This is a genomic window from Rhizobium vallis (assembly GCF_003985155.1).
GTDB classification, from domain to species: Bacteria; Pseudomonadota; Alphaproteobacteria; order Rhizobiales; family Rhizobiaceae; genus Rhizobium; species Rhizobium vallis.
Map to the genome: position 1 here is coordinate 160913 of NZ_ML133687.1, position 19418 is coordinate 180330.

The 19418-nt window shown below is 60.0% G+C and carries 17 protein-coding genes; 10 read left to right on the plus strand and 7 right to left on the minus strand.

The window, feature by feature from the left end:
* Positions 1 to 90: 90 nt before the first annotated feature.
* Positions 91 to 1158, minus strand: coding sequence for an ABC transporter ATP-binding protein (locus EFQ99_RS06045; RefSeq protein ID WP_126919804.1), 1068 nt, complete (start codon positions 1156 to 1158; stop codon positions 91 to 93).
* A 337-nt stretch (positions 1159 to 1495) separates the two neighbouring features.
* Here EFQ99_RS06045 and EFQ99_RS06050 point away from each other — a divergent pair, with 337 nt between their 5' ends.
* From EFQ99_RS06050 to EFQ99_RS06075, 6 genes are all read left to right on the plus strand, one after another.
* Positions 1496 to 3136 carry an extracellular solute-binding protein gene (locus tag EFQ99_RS06050; RefSeq protein WP_126919806.1) on the plus strand — a complete coding sequence of 547 codons (1641 nt, stop codon included), beginning with the start codon at positions 1496 to 1498 and terminating at the stop codon, positions 3134 to 3136.
* A gap of 72 nt (positions 3137 to 3208) precedes the next feature.
* On the plus strand, positions 3209 to 4327 hold the full coding sequence (locus EFQ99_RS06055) for a carbohydrate ABC transporter permease (protein ID WP_126919808.1): 1119 nt from the start codon (positions 3209 to 3211) through the stop codon (positions 4325 to 4327).
* Positions 4327 to 5238, plus strand: coding sequence for a carbohydrate ABC transporter permease (locus EFQ99_RS06060; RefSeq protein ID WP_126919810.1), 912 nt, complete (start codon positions 4327 to 4329; stop codon positions 5236 to 5238). The genes EFQ99_RS06055 and EFQ99_RS06060 overlap by 1 nt, the downstream gene beginning before the upstream one ends.
* A gap of 16 nt (positions 5239 to 5254) precedes the next feature.
* Positions 5255 to 6271 (plus strand): LacI family DNA-binding transcriptional regulator, encoded by a 1017-nt coding sequence (locus tag EFQ99_RS06065; protein WP_126919812.1) that lies wholly within the window; start codon positions 5255 to 5257, stop codon positions 6269 to 6271.
* A gap of 55 nt (positions 6272 to 6326) precedes the next feature.
* Entirely contained in the window at positions 6327 to 6788 is a 462-nt protein-coding gene (locus EFQ99_RS06070; RefSeq protein WP_126919814.1) for an RbsD/FucU family protein, read from the plus strand.
* Positions 6785 to 7717: a ribokinase gene (locus tag EFQ99_RS06075; protein WP_126919816.1), complete on the plus strand. Its 933-nt coding sequence runs from the start codon at positions 6785 to 6787 to the stop codon at positions 7715 to 7717. The genes EFQ99_RS06070 and EFQ99_RS06075 overlap by 4 nt, the downstream gene beginning before the upstream one ends.
* A gap of 48 nt (positions 7718 to 7765) precedes the next feature.
* On the opposite strand, the gene EFQ99_RS06080 is transcribed toward EFQ99_RS06075, so the two are convergent.
* Positions 7766 to 9811 carry an SPFH domain-containing protein gene (locus tag EFQ99_RS06080; protein WP_126919818.1) on the minus strand — a complete coding sequence of 682 codons (2046 nt, stop codon included), beginning with the start codon at positions 9809 to 9811 and terminating at the stop codon, positions 7766 to 7768.
* A 413-nt stretch (positions 9812 to 10224) separates the two neighbouring features.
* On the minus strand, positions 10225 to 11376 hold the full coding sequence (locus tag EFQ99_RS06085; RefSeq protein WP_126919820.1) for an ROK family transcriptional regulator: 1152 nt from the start codon (positions 11374 to 11376) through the stop codon (positions 10225 to 10227).
* A 239-nt stretch (positions 11377 to 11615) separates the two neighbouring features.
* Here EFQ99_RS06085 and EFQ99_RS06090 point away from each other — a divergent pair, with 239 nt between their 5' ends.
* From EFQ99_RS06090 to ku (EFQ99_RS06105), 4 genes are all read left to right on the plus strand, one after another.
* A complete protein-coding gene (locus EFQ99_RS06090; RefSeq protein WP_483475683.1) occupies positions 11616 to 12665 on the plus strand; it encodes an AraC family transcriptional regulator in 1050 nt (349 codons plus the stop codon).
* Between the two features lie 232 nt (positions 12666 to 12897).
* Entirely contained in the window at positions 12898 to 14043 is a 1146-nt protein-coding gene (locus EFQ99_RS06095; RefSeq protein WP_126919824.1) for a NosD domain-containing protein, read from the plus strand.
* Positions 14044 to 14337: 294 nt separating this feature from the next.
* A complete protein-coding gene (locus EFQ99_RS06100; protein WP_126919826.1) occupies positions 14338 to 14535 on the plus strand; it encodes a hypothetical protein in 198 nt (65 codons plus the stop codon).
* Between the two features lie 180 nt (positions 14536 to 14715).
* Positions 14716 to 15519 carry a non-homologous end joining protein Ku gene (gene ku / locus EFQ99_RS06105; protein WP_126919828.1) on the plus strand — a complete coding sequence of 268 codons (804 nt, stop codon included), beginning with the start codon at positions 14716 to 14718 and terminating at the stop codon, positions 15517 to 15519.
* Between the two features lie 26 nt (positions 15520 to 15545).
* Here the strand turns inward: ku (EFQ99_RS06105) and ligD are convergent, their stop codons facing one another.
* Genes ligD through EFQ99_RS06125 form a run of 4 tightly spaced genes read right to left on the minus strand, consistent with a single transcriptional unit; the run spans position 15546 to position 19417 of the window.
* Positions 15546 to 18056 carry a DNA ligase D gene (ligD, locus tag EFQ99_RS06110; protein ID WP_126919830.1) on the minus strand — a complete coding sequence of 837 codons (2511 nt, stop codon included), beginning with the start codon at positions 18054 to 18056 and terminating at the stop codon, positions 15546 to 15548.
* Position 18057: 1 nt separating this feature from the next.
* Positions 18058 to 18894 carry a non-homologous end joining protein Ku gene (ku, locus tag EFQ99_RS06115; protein ID WP_126919832.1) on the minus strand — a complete coding sequence of 279 codons (837 nt, stop codon included), beginning with the start codon at positions 18892 to 18894 and terminating at the stop codon, positions 18058 to 18060.
* Between the two features lie 18 nt (positions 18895 to 18912).
* Entirely contained in the window at positions 18913 to 19143 is a 231-nt protein-coding gene (locus EFQ99_RS06120; protein ID WP_126919834.1) for a DUF2188 domain-containing protein, read from the minus strand.
* 13 nt (positions 19144 to 19156) lie between these two features.
* The gene (locus EFQ99_RS06125; RefSeq protein WP_126919836.1) at positions 19157 to 19417 is read right to left on the minus strand and encodes a hypothetical protein; all 261 of its coding nucleotides are present in this window, start codon (positions 19415 to 19417) and stop codon (positions 19157 to 19159) included.
* Position 19418: the final 1 nt, after the last annotated feature.

The following is a 19418-nucleotide window of genomic DNA, read 5'->3' on the forward strand; positions in this document are numbered from 1 at the left end:
CGATATCCCTGCACATTATTGCCTTAGCGCCGTCGCAAGCCCCGGCGAAGTTTTGGCCGCAAAACCTGTCAAATCGGAGGGAGGCAGGGCTTAATCCGGTCGCAGCGTCTTGCCCGATTCCGCATCAAAAAGATGAAGCTTCCCCGGCCGAGGGGCTATCGTCACGACCTGCCCGGGCGCAAAATCGTGCCGTTCGGAAAACACCGCGACAACCTCGCCAGGCCCGTAGCGCAGGAACACCATCGTCTCGTGGCCGGTGGGTTCGGTGACATTGACAGTCGCCTTGAGCCCGCTTTCGGCAAGGGACAGATGCTCAGGCCGCACCCCCAGGAGGACAGCCTGCCCATCCGACACCTCCGGCGTGAAGCCGAGCGCAATCTCGTCGCCGGTCTCGGTGACGAAGATCGCGCCATCGGCCTTGTAGCGGCCTTTCAGCAGATTCATCGACGGCGAACCGATGAACGTTGCCACGAACGTGTTGTTGGGGCGGTCGTAGAGTTCCAAAGGCGTGCCGATTTGTTCGATCTTGCCGCCCTGCATCACCACGATCTTGTCAGCCATGGTCATGGCTTCGACCTGGTCGTGGGTGACATAGATGGTCGTGGTCCGCAGCCGCTGATGCAACTCCTTGATCTCTTTGCGCATCTGCACGCGGAGCTTGGCATCGAGGTTGGACAAGGGCTCGTCGAACAGGAACACTTGCGGTGACCTGACAATGGCTCGGCCCATCGCGACGCGCTGGCGCTGGCCGCCGGAAAGCTGGCGCGGATAGCGGTCGAGGTATGGCACGAGGTCGAGGGTCTCGGCCGCCGCCTGCAGGCGCTGTTTGATGACGTCGGCCGGCTGCTTCTGGAGGCGCAGCGCAAAGACCATGTTTTCGGCGACGGTCTTGTGCGGATAGAGCGCATAGCTCTGGAAGACCATCGCGATGTCGCGGTCTTTTGGCGGCAGATTGTTGACGACTTTGCCGCCAATCGAAATGGTGCCGCCCGTGATGCTTTCGAGGCCCGCGACCATGCGCAACAGAGTCGACTTGCCGCAACCGGACGGGCCGACGAGCACCACAAACTCGCCGTCACGAATTTCGATATCTACGCCATGCAGGACACTTAAGGGGCCATATGCCTTCCGTGCCTCTGAAATATTGACCTCAGCCATATGCCTCCCACTCGCTTTCCCGCACTCGAGCCGCCTCGAGGGTCCTTCATCTCTTGCCTGATATTTTCAAGCACGCGGGCGGGCAGAACCGTCCTCTGCGCCTCTTGAAAGCACTCGGCAAACCTCCTCCATGAAACGTTTCATTTCTTGTTGACTTTTTCCGCCTGCCGTCTGATGTTCGAAAACGAGACCGGGAGGAGCGGTTTCAAGCGAGATATGAAACGTTTCATTTCTCTGCTTACCAGATAGTTTTGCACCAGGCCAGTTCTAAAATCGGACTGGAGCCAGCCCGGCAAGGCCGGATCGGCGTAGCGCAACAAACGTGGAGGAGGAATATATGAAAGTCGAAATATACGATGCACTGATGCGCCGTCAGGCAAGCCGCCGCGACGTCTTGCGCGGAACGGCGAGCGCTGCGGCTCTGCTCGGCCTGTCCGGCGCAATGGGCGGAATTCCCGGCATGGCATTTGCCGCCGATGATGTGCGCGCCCAGATCCTGAAAATTCCGGGAGTAGGGAAGGGCTCGCCGACGGACGCAGACTGGCAGAAGGTGGGTGAACTCTGCCTCGGTCCGACCAAGGCCAATGTCAAGCAGGGCGAATTTGCTGGTGTCGAGCTGACCTTCATGGGGCTCAACAACCAGAATCTGCATAACTTCCTGTTCCGCGGCTTCCTGAAGCCGTGGGAAGCGTATACGGGCGCCAAGATCAACTGGATCGACCTTGCCCAGGCCGACTACAACGCCCGCCTTCAGCAGTCGATCGCGACCGGCACTGTTGACTTTGACATCCTGGAAATGGGCGCACCCTTCGAAGGCGATACCGCCGGGCGCGGGCTGCTGGACGAAATGCCCGACTGGGCCGCAAAGCAGATCGAGGCCGACGATCTGGTGAGCTACCTGAAGCCACCGGTCGGCACCTGGGGCGGCAAGACTTACCGCGTGACGATCGACGGCGACTGCCACACCTTCGCCTATCGCAAGGATTACTTCGGCGCGGGCTCGATCAGCGGCATGGCCGAGCCGCCGAAGACCTGGCAGGAAGTCAACGCGGCTTCCAAGGCATTGATCGGCAAGACCGATCCGCTGACCGGCCAGCCGGCCTACGGCTATCTCGACCCGCTTAAGGGGTGGGGCGGCTTCGGCTTCTATTTCATCGAGAACCGCGCGACGGCCTATGCCAAATATCCTGGCGACCCGGCCTGGCTGTTTGATCCTGACAACATGAAGCCGCTGGTCAACAACCCCGCCTGGGTCCAGGCGATCCAGGACGTCCTGGATCTGATCGCGGCCAAGGCCTATCCGGCCGACCAGATCAATGCGGACCCCGGCACCACGGCCTTCTCGCAGTTCCTGGCGGGCACCGGTGCAATGCTGATGTGGTGGGGCGATGTCGGCTCCAGCGCCCGCACCTCGGATACTTCGGTCGTGGGCGACGTGGTCGGCTTCGGCATCAACCGCGGCTCCAACCGCGTCTACAACCGCAAGACCGGGCAATGGGAAGACAAGTATAACGAAGCGCCCAACATGGCCTATCTCGGCTGGGGTATCTACGTCACCAAGCAGGTCTCCGGTGACGAGAAGAAGCGCAAGGCGGCCTGGTCTGCTGCTGCCCATCTCGGCGGCAAGGACCTGTCCCTCTGGACCTCGGCCTATCCCTCCGGCTTCCAGCCCTATCGTCAGTCCAACTTCAACTATGACGAATGGGAAAAGGCAGGTTACGACCGTGCCTATATCGAGGATTATCTCGGTTCGAATGCCGACAGCTACAACCATCCGAACGCTGCCATCGAACCGCGTATCCCCGGTATCTTCCAGTATTACTCTGTCGCCGAGGACGAACTGGCGAAGGGTTTTGCCGGACAATATAAATCGGCACAGGAAACCGCGGATGCGATTGCGGCAGCCTGGGAAAAGATCACCGACCAGATCGGCCGCGATAGCCAGCTGAAGCTCTATCGGGCGAGCCTCGGGCTCTGATCGGTTGACGAAACGCGCTGGCGGATCGGAAGCGATTTCGCCAGCGCCCATTCTGTCCGGGCGAGGAATATCATGTCGACAGTCGAAGGCGACCTGCTCCATACGGTCGAAGCCGGCTCCATTTCAGCGAGCCGTCGTTTTTGGGGCCGCTCGGCTCTGTGGCTGAGCGCCATATGGTTCATAACATCGTTTGCATTACAGGGCGCCCACGAACTGGCCTGGACCGATTGGGGTTTTTCGAACTGGCGCCCGGTTCTCTATGCCTATTTTCTCTGGGCCGTAATTCTCTGCATCACCCGCGTCGTCATTCACGGCGAGGCCGGCAAGAAGGCGCTTTTTGTTTTGCCGGCGGCACTTTTCGTCGTGTCGATGGTGGTGTTCCCGCTGCTCTTCGCACTCTGGATCGGCTTTTCCGACTGGAACCTCGCCTCCTCGACCGGACGGCGGTTTAATGGCCTCGACAACGTCCGCCGGATGATCGCCGACCCGTTTTATGCCAATGCTCTGTTCAACATGATCCTTTATTGCCTCGCGATCGTGGTCGAATATGCGATCGCCTTCGGTCTGGCATTGCTGCTCAACCAGGAAATCCTCGCCCGCAAGTTCTGGCGCGTCACCTTCCTGGTGCCTTTGATGCTGTCGCCGGTCGCGGTGAGCTGGATGGTCGGCAAGTCGATGATGGAGACCCGTTTCGGTCCGGTCGCCCGCTTCGCCCGCTGGCTCGGCTGGGAAAATCCCTCCTTTTTCGGTGATCCGCTGACGGCGCGGCTATCGATCATGATCATGGATGCCTGGACCTTCATTCCCTTCATGATGATCATGCTGCTTGCAGGATTGCAGGCCTTGCCCAAGGAGGTGCTGGAGGCGGCCGAAGTCGATGGCGCCACCAAGTGGCAACGCTTTTGGCAGGTCATTTTCCCGCTCATGCTGCCGGTGTCGGTAACGGCGGTCATGATCCGCATCATCTTCAAGCTCAAGCTCGCCGACATCATCATCACGGTGACATCGGGAGGCCCCGGCGGGGCAACCGATTCCGTCACCAGTTTCATCTATCGCGAATATCGCGACCGTTCGAATGTCGGATATGGGACCCTGCTCGCGCTCGTCTATCTCGTCATCATCGTCCTCGGTATGACGGCGCTGATGAAAATTTCCGACCGTATCGTGAAGCGGATGACAGGAAGACTCTGATGGTTCGGATCGATTTCGACAAATACGCGCGCGGCCAGCGCATTCGCTGGTGGGCCATGCGTTTCACCGTCTACAGCCTGCTCGTCATCTGGGCATTCGTTTGCATCTTCCCGCTGTTCTGGACGGTTTCGACCTCGTTCAAGACGGCCGCAGATGTCATGCGCGGCAACCTCGTCCCCTGGTTCAACTTTGCGCCGAACTGGCTCGGCTGGCGTTCGCTTGGGCTCTCTCCGGATACGATTCCCCAGATATCGACAGTGCGTGACGAGTTCATGCGCAGGCTCTGGAACAGCGTCGTCATTTCCGTCACGGCATCCGCCCTAGCGGTTGTACTCGGATCGCTCGCGGCCTATGGCCTCAGCCGCTTTTCCTACAAGTTCGGCCATATGCGTAACTCCGACATTTCCTTTTTCTTCCTGTCGCAGCTCATTATGCCACCCGTCGTCCTCGCCCTACCGTTCCTGGTGCTCTACAAGGAACTGGCGCTGCTGGACACTTATGTGGGGATGATCGCCGTCTACACGCTGATGGTCCTGCCGATCGTTGTCTGGATCATGCGCGATCAGTTCGCCACCATACCGGTGGAGCTCGAGGAGGCTGCGCTGGTCGACGGTCTGTCGATCTGGGGTGCATTTGCCCGCATCATCGTGCCGCTCGTTCTGCCGGGCATGGTGGCCGCGTTCCTGCTGGCGCTGATCCTCTGCTGGAACGAGTATTTCTTCGCCGCACTGCTGACCTCCACCAATACCAACACGCTGCCGGTCATGATCGCCAGCCAGACAGGCAGCCAAGGCATCAACTGGTGGTCGATGGCCGCCCTTTCCACCGCCGGTATCCTTCCGCTTGTTATCGTCGGCGTCGTGCTGGAAAAACACATCATCGCCGGAATGACGGCAGGCGCGGTCAAGTAGCTGCGGGATGTCGAAAATGTCAAAGATGCCCACAGTCAAGGATGTCGCCCAATATGCGGGCGTATCTGTGGGCACCGTGTCGCGAGTGCTGTCGGGCGAAGCCGCGGTCAAGCCCGCGCTGCGTGAAAAGGTCAACGACGCCATTTCGGCGCTCGGTTACCGACCCAATGTGACCGCGAGAGCGCTGCGCACCAGCAGGACCGATGTCATCGGCCTCGTCGTTCCTGACATCACCAATCCGTTCTTCGCGCAGCTTGCGGCAAGCGTCGAGCGCGCCGCGCTCGAATGTGGGCACAGTCTGATGCTGGCAAGTTCGCATGACGATCGGGCGGCGGAACAGAGCCACGTTTCAGCCTTTCTCGACCGGTCGGTGCGCGGGATCATCGTGGTGGCTTCGAGCGACGGTTCGGGCCGCTATCTGGAGGCAGCGGTCCCGATCATATCGCTGGACCGGCGCTTCGGCACCTTTCCCCTGGTGTCGACCAACCACGCGCAGGCCGCCGCGCTGATTGCGGATCACCTTTATGAGCTCGGGCACCGGCGCATCGCCTATATCGCAGGGCCGCCCGACACCGAGGCAGGGCGGATGCGCAGGGAAGGGTTCGTCAGCCGCATCGATCGGTTCGGCGAGACCGGCGAACCCGTCGAACTGGAAATTGCCTATGGCAGGTTCGACTACGAGTCCGGTGAAAGAATTGCCCGCGACCTGCTTTCGCGCCGGCCACAGAACCGGCCCACGGCGATTGCGGCTGCCAGCGACCAGCAGGCCATCGGCGCGCTGCGCGCGGCTCGCGACCTGAAGATCGACGTGCCGCGAAAGCTGTCGGTCACGGGGTTCGATGACATTTCGCTCGCCAATCTCGTCGTCCCCCGGCTGACGACCATACGCCAGCCGGCCGACATGCTGGCACGGCGCGCGGTCGGGCTCCTCCTGAGCGAACCACCGGGGACAGGAGACGAAATGGTGGACGGGTCGCTGATCGTGCGTGGCTCCAGCGGCCCGTGCCCGCAACCCAAAGCGGATCGCGCCTGACATACAAATTGAAGCAAGGCCAGTGCTGCGGCCATGAGAAAAGGATGGAAGATCAATGCTCAAGGGAATTCGCGCCGAGCTCAACGGCGACATTCTTCAGGCCCTTTGCAACATGGGACACGGCGATTATCTCGTCGTATCCGACACGAACTTTCCATCGGATTCGATAGCCCGCCAGACCCGCCTGGGTAAGCTGCTGACCATGGAAAACATTCCCGCGCCGCAGGCGATCGGCGCGATCCTTTCGGTCTTCCCGCTGGACACGCCGATCCAGCCTTCGGTGGGCCGCATGGAAGTGATCGGCAAACCGGACGAAATTCCGCCGATTCAGCAGGAAGTCCAGGCCGTTGTCGATCATGCCGAAGGCCGGCCGTCGCCCATGTATCCGGTCGAACGGATGGCGTTTTATGACATCGCCAAGAAGGCTTATTGCGTCATAGCAACGGGGGAACTCCGGTTCTACGGATGCTTCCTTCTGACCAAGGGCGTCATTCCGGCGGAGGACGCTTTGAGATGAGCGAGAAAAGCGGGATCGTCATTCTCGGCATTTTTGCCGCCGATACAGCCTACAAGGCAAAGCGCCTGCCCCATATTGCCGAAACGCTGATGGGGTCAGGCTTCACGCTCGGGCCGGGAGGCAAGGGTTCCAACCAGGCGATTGCCGCAGCCAAGGCCGGCGGTAAGGTGACTTTCATCTCCCGCGTCGGCAACGACCCGTTCGGCGAGATGGCTCTTGCGGCCTATGCGGCGGCGGGTGTCAAAGCCAATGTGATGAAAATGGACGGAGTTTCCAGCGGCGCTGCCTTCATCTTCGTCGACGAAGTGACCGGCGATAACGCCATCATCGTCGCGCCGGGTGCCGCGGGCCTCATCGGCATTGAAGATGTCGACGCGAACCGCGCAGAGATCGAAAGCGCCGCCATCTTTATGACCCAGCTCGAGCAGCCGCTCGAGGCCGCCATCCACGGCCTCTCGATGGCGAAGAGGGCAGGAGCCACGACGATCTTTAACCCCGCGCCGGCCCGCGCCATCCCGGACAATATCTACGGCTTGTGCGATTTCATCGTGCCCAATGAGGTGGAAGCGGCCGAATTGGTAGGCCACGCAATCGCAACCGATGAAGAAGTTCGCGCGGCGGGCCGCACGCTGCTGGATCGAGGCGCGGGGGCAGTGATCATCACGCTCGGCGCACGCGGCGCATTTTATCACACCGCCGGGCAGAGCGAGTTCGTGCCCGCATTTTCGGCGGGGGATGTCGTCGACACAACCGGGGCCGGCGACGCCTTCCTCGGTGGCTTCGCGACGGCGATTTCTGAAGGACAGGAGCCGATCGAAGCCCTGCGTTTCGGCTGCGCGACCGCTGCAATCGCTGTGACACGGCCGGGCACGGCCCCGGCAATGCCTTCGCGCGCCGAGATCAGCGCCTTACTGGGCTCCTCCCGGTAGCGCATAGGCAGAATACAAAATGGGCCGGCAGAGCCGGCCCATCCACACTCAATGCTGCTCGACCGGCGCCGGCACCGCGGCCGGCAAAGCCTTCCGTTCAAGCCGGTCGGCGACCAGCATCGACAACATCATTTCCACCAAGCCGTTTGCACCGCCCTTCTCGCCGCCGGCACCGCCGACCTGGATCTGGGGCACGAGCGGCAGCCTGCCGTTCTCGATCGCTTCGGCAAAGCGCATCAGCACCTGCGAATTGAGCTGATAGTCCGGACCGCCGAAGGCGGCGACCTTCTTCTCCGTGGCTTCGGCTTCCGCCAGGCCGACGGCGCGTACCTTCTGGGCGTCGGCGAGACCGGTCGCCTTGATGCGCTCGGCATCGGCAAGCGCGATTGCCTTGATCCGGTCGGCCTCGCCGAGGCCTGCGAGCCGGACCTTTTCCGCTTCGGCCTTGGCGGTGACCTGAATGGTCTCGGCCTGCTGGCGGGTGCGGGCGAGCTGCGCCTTTCCCTCGTTTTCGCTGATCTCGATGGCAAGCGCCGATGTCGTGATCTTGGCCTGCTGCTCGGCCAGCGCCTCCTTCTCGCGCAGCGTCCGCTCCTGGACTGCCGCAGCTTCCTGAAGCTCATAGGTCTCGACCTTTTCGACCGCGATCTGGCGTTCGCGCAACTGGATGAGGATCTGCTCGATGCTGTTCTGGCCATTGGCGGCGCGGGGTGTGCCGATCAGCACTTCCTGCAGTTCGAGACTGTAGGAAGCGAACTTCTCGCGCATTTCATCGCCCGATTTGCGCTGGATTTCGCTGCGCTCCTGCAGGAGTTCGATCAGGGTCTTGGTCTGGGCGATGTTCTTGAAATAGGCCGAGACCATCGGATCGAGCGTCTGCTCGACCAGCCGCTTGATATCGCCGAAGCGCTGCACCACCAGCGGCGCCTTCATATAGTCGATATGCACGACGACCGACAGCGGCAGGACCGGCTCGAATGCGTCCTTGGTAATCAGCGACACTTCCGAAAGATTTTCATCGAGGCGATGTTCGCCGAATTGCTCCTTCGTCCATTTGAGCACGAAGTTGGTCGTCGGCACGATGACGATATTGCCGGCATAGGTGTTGAACGCGTATTTGCCCGGCAGAAGCGGTGTCGACCAGACGCCGCGCGAGCCGCGTTCGACCAGTTCGCCGTGCCTGTAGGACTGGCCCGAAATATCGGCGCTGCGGCGGCCGGTATAGGAGACGACCACACCCACGGTGCCGACGCCGATGATCGTCTTTTCAACAAGTTCGATGGTCGCGAAAATCCGGTTGAGGAAGTAGCTGCCGTCAGCAAGAACCTGCAACTGGCGGCCGCGATAACCGCCGGCAAAGAGGAATTTCTCTGGATCCTGGAAATTGTTGTGAAAATTCGGGTCCCTGGGATCATTGGCAACGGTCGGCGCAATGATCTCGCCGTCCGGCAGTGCCGGGCCATCGTGGATGGTGACGATGCCGATCATGTCATCGGCGTCTCGGATGACGACTGGCTCGAAACCATCGCGATCCGCGATCAACTGCGACATGTCCGAAAACAGCTTCTGTTCGGAGGCGCCCAAGGCCACGGCATAGGTCGACTGCGCGGTGAGCACGATGAATTGCGCGAGATTGATGGCATAGGTGCCTTCACGCAGGATCTTGCGCTGCGGACCCTTCTGGCCGCCTTTTTCCAGAAAAGCGCGCACGTCCTGAAAATCGTCAGCCACGGTATTCGACGCCAACGTCTGGGTTGGTGGTAGCGGGTTGCCATCGCGCGCGAAGACGTAGCCGATCTGGCCCTGCGGAATGGTCACCAGATTGGCACGATGCATTGAATATTGGAACGGCATGAAGAAATGCAGGCCACCGCGCACGACTTCCGGCTGGAAGCCGGCCTCGCCGTTAAGTGCGATGAAGCCATTGTCTACGGAACCGCGGAAGCTCCACAGTTTCTCGAGGATGCCGAGCCTGTCGTTCGGGATGTAGCGGATGACGCCGCTCCACCAGATCAGAATTGCCAGCACGATGATGAGGGCGATGAATTCGATCGCCCGCCATTCCATCGGACTGAGATATTGTACGGTATCCATATTTTTCTCCTATGGGCGCACGGGTTCGTCCACCCGACGGCCGCCCGGTCGGTTGCTGGTTGATAAGACGGGGAGATGGCGCGCCTAAACGTGCGACGCACGAAGTGCGTCGCGAACGTCTGGGTTGCTCATTGTCTGGGAAAATGACCGCGTGTCCCGAATCCCCACCGAGGGACGGCGTGGTCGTGAGTATCTCACATCGGGATTGCCTTGGTAGACATAACGACAGAGGACGTAGGGATTGCGCCTATAGGTTTAAAGATGTTCACCGCGGAAATCAGGCAAGTACTTCCAGCGATTTCGATATTTCGAGCATTCAATTCTACTGAATTATGGTTTTTCCGGTCGATTGTTTCCGGAAGTATTCCCGCGTGAGGCATCCGCAAAGGTTGCCGAGACCGCGCAAGGCATCGTCACAAAACGGTTTCGAATAGCGGGATCAAGGCTGCGCCGATTGCGCCGGGGGCATCGACGACCCGCCCTACGGCAAGGCGGGGAACGTCACGCAGGACGCCGTGCCGCGGCAGATTGTTGAATTCGGTCCGTTCGATGAGCATTTCTGCCAGTGAATGCGGAAGCTCGCCGCCCAGCACGATCAACGCCGGGTCGAAGACCGCGCAGATCGCATTGATGGCGTGATTGTGCGCGGGCGCGACACGGTCGACCCACTCCGCAACGCCGTCCCAATCCACCAGGGCCTCGTTTTTCAAGTCCTTCAACGTCAGATCGGTGCGTCCCTTGGCACGAAGATGCTGAAGCAGAAGGCCGAGGGCAGGGCGATCGTCATAATCCTGGCGCCCGAAGAGAACGGAATATTCGCCGGCATTGCCGAAGCTGCCGCGAAACGGCATGCCTCCGCAGACGAGGCCGCCGCCATATCCGTGAAGATGGGCGATATAGGCGAAATCCGCGACATCGCGGCCGACACCGAAAATGGCTTCCGCCAAAGCGGCGGTTCTGGCGACATTGTCTGCCCAGACCGGTAGGCCGAGCTGTTCCCCAAGCAGAGGTGCCAGATCGATCAATGACCAATGAGCGAGCGGCAGAGGGCAGTTGAATGCCGTTTCCAGCATGCGATGGCCGCTGACTGCGAGGCCCACCCCGAGCACATCGCGTCGCTCGGCCCCGCGGCGGGCAAGAAGCTCTCCGACGGCGGTATCGATCCGCTCCATCTCCACGGAGAGCGACGATCCCTCCTGCGGAATTTCCATATTTTCCAAAGGCTCTCCGAAACCCATCAGGCAGAGTCCGATCGAGCCGACATTCACGGAAATGCCGAGCGTCAGGCACCAATCCTTGCAAAGCGTGAGCTCCGGGCTGGGCGGCCCGGGGCGCCGGGTTTCCGATGTGGAAAAAACAATCATTCCCCGATCGTGAAGCTGCCGGACGATCCTGTGCAACGATTGTTGCGTGAGATCGAGCGGCTCGGTCAGGTCGGAGCGTTCGATTCCTGGGGATTTCCAGATCAGCCGCAAAAGGTCCCGTTCATTGCGGGAAGCCACTCGCGAAGGTTGAAAATCCCGCAAGAAATGTGTCGCAACGTGATCTAATGGAACGTACTTCATTTCTCGATCGTTTTGATTTACACTGCAGGTGTGAAACCTGCTTAGGGAGTGCTTCGCTTTCTGTCAAATCAAGGATTCGATCCCCGATCTGTAGGTCCTGCTTATCTCATGGAGACTGGCCAAGCCAGCCGAGATGAGGGCATTTCGCAGGGACGAGGGGACCGGCCGAGTGGAGGATGGGAGAGGGCGGTTGAACCTGCGGGTTGTGAAGGGCGGAAAGAGCGAACAACATGGTATGGTTGAGATCTCAGAATTCAGCGCGCACTCGCGAGCGTGATTACGGCTTCACCCCGACGCATGAAGGCGATGACTTCGAGTCGATGGTGCAAGCCTTTACCGCAGGCTATGGCGTCTTCGGCGCCAAGCCGCTGGGCGGTGATCGAGCCTTTGCCTGGGCAGCGGATTTGAGGAGGAGTGGGACGCTTACAGCGGTTCATTCGGCTTTTCAGAGTTCCTGGCAAGTTCGAACACTCGACGAGACCCCGCAACACCTTGTGTTCTACATTCCGCACACGGGATCCATCCAACTGACCGTTGGCAAAAGAATGGTCGAGGGCGGAGCGGGCCGCATCATCATCGCCAACAACCATGAGGTTGGCGATCGCATTGTCCAAGGCGACCCGCACCGTTCGGACGCTCTTTGCCTGGATTGGAAAGTGGTGAGGCGAACGCTCTTTTCGCTCTTGGAAACGCCGACCCTCGAGTCGCTTGACCTTGAGCCCGTCGTGGACATGGCATCACCATCGGGCCGGCTTATCGGCAACCTGGTGCAGACGATCGTGCAGGGTATGCGCAATGGCGGCCCGCTTCTATCCTCGCCGCTTGCCGTATCGACGATGAGCGAAACACTCGCCGACCTTGTGATCCGATTTGCCCATCATCGTTTTTCCGGCCACTTTCAAAGGAAGGTGTCGTCGGTCGCGCCTTGGCATGTGCGGCGCGCGATCGACTATATGCACGCCAATATTGCCGAGCCTTTCACCATGTCGATGGTGGCTGATGAAGTCGGGATTTCAGTCCGCGCGCTGCAAACGGGCTTCAAGACATTCAGAGAAACGTCACCTGGCGCTTACCTACGCACGATCAGGCTGAAAGCCGTCCACGACCAGCTGCGGGATCCCTTGAACCAGCAAACACTTCGCGACATCTGCACCACGTGGGGTTTCTTTCATCCCGGCAGGTTCTCTGCGATCTACCGCAGCGCTTTTGGGGAAAGCCCGAGGGATACACGCTTGCGAGCCGCCTTTAGCTCCGGTGTGACGGCACAAGTTCTGAGCGCGTCAATGTGATGCCGGCCGCGAATGCGGCCATCTTTCACATAATATTGAAGAGCTTCTGACATAACGACGCTCTTGGGTCTCCACTGGCGTTTCGACCGCGAGCCTTGAAGCCTTGGTCTTGACGAATGGGATGAAGACGAGGCGGGACGACGCCTGCGCGAGCGGTTAAGCTCAGATCGTCAAACTCCTGCCACACGCCCCTCATTAATTCTTGCGCGACAACCGTTCGAATGGAGATCCGATGCCCGCAATCCTTCGAAAGAAAGCTCACGGCGTTTCCACGCGGGGGCAAGTCGTCGACGGCGCCGAAGACATCGGTGTTGCCTATCAGGTGTTCTCCGACACGGTGGTGGAAGACGTCGTTGTCAAGAATTCTCCTCGCGGCTTCAAATTTCACAATGGCAAGAACCTCGTCGTCAGACGCTGCGAGACCGAGAATGTGGTGGGCGACGGCATTTATCTGACGAAGACGTCAAATGTATTGCTGGAGAACAACCGCATCGGGGCAGCACCGGGAGAAGGTGCCGACTGCTGCCAGTTCGCCTATCAAAACAAGGACAACAATATCAGCTCCGATATCGTGATCCGGGGCAATCTCTTCCTTCAATCGCCGACCAGTACGTCGAACAAGGGGGCGCTGGTCTGCGACAAAACCCGAAACTACCTCGTTGAATACAACTATATCGGGGGAAAGAATTTTTCCTTTTCATCGGTCGGCGACGATGCCGTCGTGCGCAGCAACGTCATGTGCGATGGCCGGATGAATGACTATTCTTTCGGCTACGGCATTGGCGACAAGGTCGATCGCGCCAGGCATCATGTTTACGACAACCGGATCGAGAACAGCAATCGCGGCGTCAGCCTCAGCGGTTTCTCGGACCAAGGGCTGGCCTTTCGCAGAGACATCGACATCCATGACAATGTGATCAGCGAATGCGACATTGCATTCTTCGCCAATCGGCCATGGTCCGGGAGCTTCCGGCGCAACATATTTCTGCGATGCAAGCAGGACATTGTTCTCAGGGCAAACGGTGAGACGACTGCGGGCAAGGTCGAGGACAACTACTTTAACGACGGCAGCTTTCTGAATGTCACCCCGCCGCCGCTTCGTTTCAAAGCCGACGGAAAAGCCTCCGTGGCCTCCGGTGAATGGACATCCGAACCCGACGAGATCCGCATTCAGTGGCGCAACAAGGGGATCGATATTCCCGGCGCCAATCGGCCCTCCATTGCCGTCGAGCCCGGGATGGAATTGTCATGCGTTCTGCTGGCGCGCAAGGAACAGAATTGGATGCTTGCGATCGCTGAGACCGTCTATGACCAGTTCACGCCACGCGCCTGGGAGGAGAAAATGCTACCCTGGCAGAAGCGATATCTCTCGATTTAGCAGCCTGTTGCTTGGCTGGGCTGAGGCAAGGCCCCATTTTCAATTCTTACGTCTCAAGTCTAGTCAGAGGCGGTAGTCTGTGCCTACGACCCGTCATCCGTCTGTGACACCCGAGAGCCGCGGTAACGGGCCGTGACTCGAAAACCACCCCAGTGGGCGATACTCGTCCGGCGAGCCTGGCGGCGAGAAAAAGCCTGCAAACTTCGCATACGAAACCATAAGACCAAAGAATATTACCAGCCCAAAAGCAATGCGCGTGGCGCGCCTTACGTCTTCTCTTCTCATGAGCGCCCCATGTCTACCAGCTTCACAACATCCTCTGAAGAATTACAGAACCACGTGGTATGCAATTTTGTCAAGAAGTTGACGGCGGCAGAAGCGAATGATCTGGCGATCGCGCGGCGCGAAATGAAACCGTCCGAAGAGCCTTGGCTTTCTCCGGAATCACCGCGGCGTCTGCCTGCAGCGCCGCGCGTCTTTTCAGATGCGTAGAGAACGCTGGAGCCCTTTGGATTGCTGCACAATGCATCCTTGAACCGATTCCGGTTTATGGAATAATGCAGGTAGTGGCTCGCTCGGAAAAACATCGAGGACCGGAACCAAAGACCGCCTCTTCCGTTGATTGCCATATTCCGAACCATGCCCGGAAAACCACCCGGCGGCAGGACGCACATGGCACGTCAGACCTTCTGGAAAGGCTATCTCAAGCTCTCGCTCGTCACCGCGGCCGTCTCGCTGACGCCGGCGACAACCGAAAGCAACAAGGTCCGTTTCCACGTCCTCAATCGCCAGACGAAGAACCGCGTCGAAAGCCGATATGTCGACAGCGTCACCCACAAACCGGTGGCCGAGAGAGACCAGGTGAAGGGCTATCCACGCGGCGAGGACGACTATGTTCTTCTCGAAGACGAGGAAATCGAGGAGGTCGGGCTCGAAAGCACCCGCACCATCGATATCGACAGTTTCGTGCCGCGGGGCTCGATCGACTGGATCTGGTACGACAAGCCGCATTTTCTGGCACCCGAGGACAAGGTCGGCGTGGAAGCCTTCTGCGTCATCCGCGAGGCGATGAAGGCAAATGACGTCGTCGGCATCGCGCGCCTGGTTCTGTATCGCCGCGAGCGCGCCGTGCTCCTGGAGCCGCAAGGCAAAGGCATCGTTCTCTGGACCCTGCGCTATGGCGACGAGGTGCGCGAACCGACAGCCGAACTCGACAGCAAAGCCGAGATCGATAGCAAGCTGCTGGCCTTGATGAAGCAGTTGGTGAAGGAGGAGACGAAGGATTGGAGCCCATCCATGGTGCAGGATCCGATCCAGAAACGCCTGAAGTCGATGATCCGCGGCAAGCAGAAGAGCTTGAAGGCGGCGGCACCCGCGAAAAAGCCCGCACCGGTGAAATCGACCGGCAACGTCATCAATATCATGGATGCGTTGAAAAAGAGCCTGGCTGCGGAAGGCGGGCGCAAGCCGGGTTAGCCGGTCGCCAGAGCATCTCCGATCCGCTATCGCTTCTTCGTCTCCAGCGGTTTCGCCGCCGCGAAAAAACCATCCCAGGGATCTCTCGGCAAGGCATTGAGCCGCGTCGGCGTATTGTCGACCGTGAAATAGGCCGGCCCGATGTCGGCGGTGAGTTCATTCCATTCCAGCGGCATCGAGACCGCGGCTCCCGGTCTTGCCCGCGTCGAATAGGGCGCGACAGCCGTGTTGCCGCGGCCGTTGCGGAGATAATCGATGAAAATTCTTCCCCTTCGCTTGGCCTTCGTCGCCGTCGCGAGATAGAGGTCGGGATGGTCGGAAGACATGCTGTCGGCAAGCCATTTGGCGAAGGCCTTCACCCCCACCCAACTGGCCTTCGGGGTCAGCGGCGTCACCACATGCAAGCCTTTGCCGCCCGACGTCTTGACGAAGGCGGCGAGGCCTTCGGCCTCCAGCCGCTCCTTCAATCCGTAAGCGGCGGCTATCACATTCTCCCATGCCACGTCCTCGCCGGGGTCGAGATCCATGGTGATCATGTCCGGTTTTTCCCAATTGTCAGTCGTCGCACCCCAGGGGTGGATTTCAAGCACGGCCGATTGCACCAGCGCCACGACGCCATCGAAATCGGTGATGCGCAGCAGCTTCTCCCCCCGCTTGTCCTTGGGGTCGATGATCTCCCCGATGTGCGGGTTCATGCCCTTCCAGGCGTGTTTCTGGAAGAACCGTTGACGGCCGTTAATGCCGTCGGGCAGGCGCAGCAGCGCCAACGGTCGGTTGACGACATAGGGCGCCATGAAGCGCCAGACCTCGGCGTAGTAGTTCGCCAGCCCCTCCTTCGTTACGCCTTCATCAGGCCAGTAAATGCGGTCGGGATGCGTCAGCGCCACCGCCGATTTCGGTAGCTCGCGCGCTGTGGTCTTTGCCGTCTCGCGCGTCACATCCTTTGCGGGCTTGTCCTCGCGCAGCCCACGAAAGGCGGCATGGCGCAGATTGCCATCGGCCGACCAGGCGCTGAATTCCACCTCGGCGACCAATTGCGGTTTCACATAGATCAGCCCGCGCCGCTCCTCCGATGTCAACTTGTCGTCGAACGATGTCTCGGTCTGCGTCAGGTGTGACAGCCTTTCGTAAAGCAACTGCGCCGTCGCCACCGTGTATCCGGTGCCGACGCGGCCCACATGCTTGAGCTCGCCGTTTTCGTGATAACCCATCGCCAGCGAGCCGATCGCATTCTTCATCGATGTCGACGGCACATAGCCGCCAATGACGAATTCCTGCCGATGTGAGCACTTCGATTTGATCCACTCGCCTGTTCGGCCGGAGGTGTATTTGCTGTCGCGCAGTTTGGAGATGACGCCCTCGAGGCTGAGCCGGCAGGCATGGTCGAGCACCAATCCGCCGCTCTCGTTGAAATGGGCGCTGTAGCGCAGCTTGTTGTCATCGCCGGGCAGCAGGGTTTCGAGCAGATGCTTGCGATCGATGAGTGTCGCATTCAGCAGGCTGTGTCCGTCGAGGTAAAGAAGATCGAAGGCATAGAAGACGAAACGATCGTCGCGGCCCTCGCTCAGATCGTGCTGTAGTGCGGAAAAGTCCGAGGCGCCGGTATCGCGCTCGACGACGATCTCGCCGTCGATCACCGCCGATCGCACCGGTAGGGCTGCAAAGGCATCGAGCACCTCCTTGCCGAATTTCGCCGTCCAGTCGAGCCCGCTGCGGGTCAGCATCGTGACCTCGCCGTCGTCGATCCTGACTTGTAGGCGATAGCCGTCGAACTTGATCTCGTGGATCCAGCGATCGTCTGCCGGCGGCTTCGGTTTCAGCTTGGCAAGGGCAGGCTCGACGAAATCGGGCAGCGCAGCCTTGCGCGCACCCTTGGGCCAATCACGGTCCCGAGGTGTTGGGGCGGTTGCTTTCCGCACCGATTTGTTGACGGCAACCGCCTTGCCGTCCTTCGATTTGGAATTCCAGGTCGCATCGGGATTTTCTGCCACCTGTTCGAGCTGCCGGCCTGTTTTGGCCGATTCGGGCCTCTCGGCGAGGATATCGCCGTCGTGGCGAGCCTCCGCGTCCTCCCCCTTGATCAGCAGCCAGTTCTCGCGCTTTTCGCCGGGCCGGCCGTGCATGCGCACGAGATGCCAGCGGCCTTTCAGCTTCTCGCCGTCGAGTTCGAATTCCATATGGCCCTTTTGATAGGCCTTGCGGGCATCGCCACGCGGCGTCCAGGTGCCGCGATCCCAGACGATGACGGTGCCGCCGCCATATTGTCCTTTCGGGATGATGCCCTCGAAATCGCCATAGGAAAGCGGGTGATCCTCGACATGCACGGCAAGGCGCTTGTCCTCCGGGTTAAGGCTCGGCCCTTTCGTCACCGCCCAGCTCTTCAGCACTCCATCCATCTCCAGGCGGAAATCGTAGTGCAACCGGGTCGCATCGTGTTTCTGGATGACGAAGCTATTGCCGCTGTTGCGGCCCTTCCGGCCGCGCGGCTCGGGGGTCAGCTTGAAGTCGCGCTTCGCCTGATAGGTTTCGAGCGCCATCTCAGCTTGCCTTCTTGCTGCGGCCGTCACCGCGCGCCGGCGCCTTCTTCGCAGGCGGCTTGCTGCTCATCTTCGCGCTCTGGCGCAGCGCCTCCATCAGGTCGACGACCTTGCGTTCCGCCGGCTGTTTCTTCTTCGGCGGTGCGCGGCCTTCGATCTTTGCCTTCACCAGCTCGACGAGGGCGGCTTCGTAGCGGTCGTGGTATTCGCTCGGTTCGAAGCTGCCATGCTTGGTCCCGATGATATGGCCTGCGAGTTCGAGCATCTCCTTGTCGAACTTGATGTCGGGAATGTCCTTGAAGATGGCGTCGGCCGAGCGCACTTCATAGTCGAAGTTCAGCATCGTCGCGACGATGTAATTGTCATGAGGGCGGATCAGCAGCGTTCGGTTGCGCCGGAAAAGCACGGCTTCGGCGAGTGCTACGACCTTGCCGTCATTCATGCCGCTGGCGATCAGAGACAGCGCTTCCTCATCATGCTCGTCCACCGGCGCGAGGTAATAAGGGCGATCGAAAAAAGTCTTGTCGATGGCGTCGGAGGCGATGAAAGCCTTGATGTTGAGGATCTTGTCGCTTTCCGGCATGATTTCGGCAATCTCATCGCCCTCAATGACGATGTATTCGCCATTCTCCATCTGGTAGCCCTTGACCTGGTCGTCGCGCTCGACCGGTTTGCCGGTCTCGCTGTCGACGAATTGCCGTTCCACCCGGTGGCCGGTTCTGCGGTTGATGATGTTGAAAGAGACGCGGTCGGACGAGGAAACGGCAGTGTAAAGCCCGACGGCACAGACAAGGTCGCCCACCTTCAGATGACCTTTCCAGCTTGCCCGAGCGGCCATTCCATCCTCCGTTGCAAATCAGAGCCGACTGTTGCTCTTGTCGGTTTCTAGCTCCTGGAATTCCCAGCCGCCGTCGGGCGAGGGGTAGGCGAGCAGCGCATCGCCGTCACCGATCTTCTGGCGCGAGGCTGCGTCCTTGGCGTGGACGATCGCTTCATCAGCCGTTGCGTAGGTTTCCGAAAGCGTGTCGCCGAGCTTATAGGCCCAGCCGTTGTCATGCGGCACAACATGATAAGTGATATCGGCCATTTCGGATCTCCTCTTAGTTCCGCTTTGGTTTGCGCCTTGCGTCGAGCGCGATGATCTTTTCCAGGGAGGCGATATCCTCGCTGGTGACGACAGGAACAGGATCGGCCGCGATCGCCTCCAGCACCTCCTGGGAGATGGCGCCGTTGCGGATTGCCCATTCCAGCGTCTCGCGCGTTTCCCGCTCGGCCTTCAGTTGCGCATAGAGCGCGACGATCAGCCGATCGCGGGCATCCATCCGCCGGCCCTGGCGATCCATGTTGCCGACATCAGGCATC

Excerpts from the sequence above, each read along its gene's own strand:
- EFQ99_RS06045 (WP_126919804.1), bottom strand. The coding sequence starts at position 1,158 with ATGGCTGAGGTCAATATTTCAGAGGCACGGAAGGCATATGGCCCCTTA.
- EFQ99_RS06050 (WP_126919806.1), top strand. The coding sequence starts at position 1,496 with ATGAAAGTCGAAATATACGATGCACTGATGCGCCGTCAGGCAAGCCGC.
- EFQ99_RS06055 (WP_126919808.1), top strand. The coding sequence starts at position 3,209 with ATGTCGACAGTCGAAGGCGACCTGCTCCATACGGTCGAAGCCGGCTCC.
- EFQ99_RS06060 (WP_126919810.1), top strand. The coding sequence starts at position 4,327 with ATGGTTCGGATCGATTTCGACAAATACGCGCGCGGCCAGCGCATTCGC.
- EFQ99_RS06065 (WP_126919812.1), top strand. The coding sequence starts at position 5,255 with ATGTCAAAGATGCCCACAGTCAAGGATGTCGCCCAATATGCGGGCGTA.
- EFQ99_RS06070 (WP_126919814.1), top strand. The coding sequence starts at position 6,327 with ATGCTCAAGGGAATTCGCGCCGAGCTCAACGGCGACATTCTTCAGGCC.
- EFQ99_RS06075 (WP_126919816.1), top strand. The coding sequence starts at position 6,785 with ATGAGCGAGAAAAGCGGGATCGTCATTCTCGGCATTTTTGCCGCCGAT.
- EFQ99_RS06080 (WP_126919818.1), bottom strand. The coding sequence starts at position 9,811 with ATGGATACCGTACAATATCTCAGTCCGATGGAATGGCGGGCGATCGAA.
- EFQ99_RS06085 (WP_126919820.1), bottom strand. The coding sequence starts at position 11,376 with ATGAAGTACGTTCCATTAGATCACGTTGCGACACATTTCTTGCGGGAT.
- EFQ99_RS06095 (WP_126919824.1), top strand. The coding sequence starts at position 12,898 with ATGCCCGCAATCCTTCGAAAGAAAGCTCACGGCGTTTCCACGCGGGGG.
- EFQ99_RS06100 (WP_126919826.1), top strand. The coding sequence starts at position 14,338 with ATGTCTACCAGCTTCACAACATCCTCTGAAGAATTACAGAACCACGTG.
- ku (WP_126919828.1), top strand. The coding sequence starts at position 14,716 with ATGGCACGTCAGACCTTCTGGAAAGGCTATCTCAAGCTCTCGCTCGTC.
- ligD (WP_126919830.1), bottom strand. The coding sequence starts at position 18,056 with ATGGCGCTCGAAACCTATCAGGCGAAGCGCGACTTCAAGCTGACCCCC.
- ku (WP_126919832.1), bottom strand. The coding sequence starts at position 18,894 with ATGGCCGCTCGGGCAAGCTGGAAAGGTCATCTGAAGGTGGGCGACCTT.
- EFQ99_RS06120 (WP_126919834.1), bottom strand. The coding sequence starts at position 19,143 with ATGGCCGATATCACTTATCATGTTGTGCCGCATGACAACGGCTGGGCC.
- EFQ99_RS06125 (WP_126919836.1), bottom strand. The coding sequence starts at position 19,417 with ATGCCTGATGTCGGCAACATGGATCGCCAGGGCCGGCGGATGGATGCC.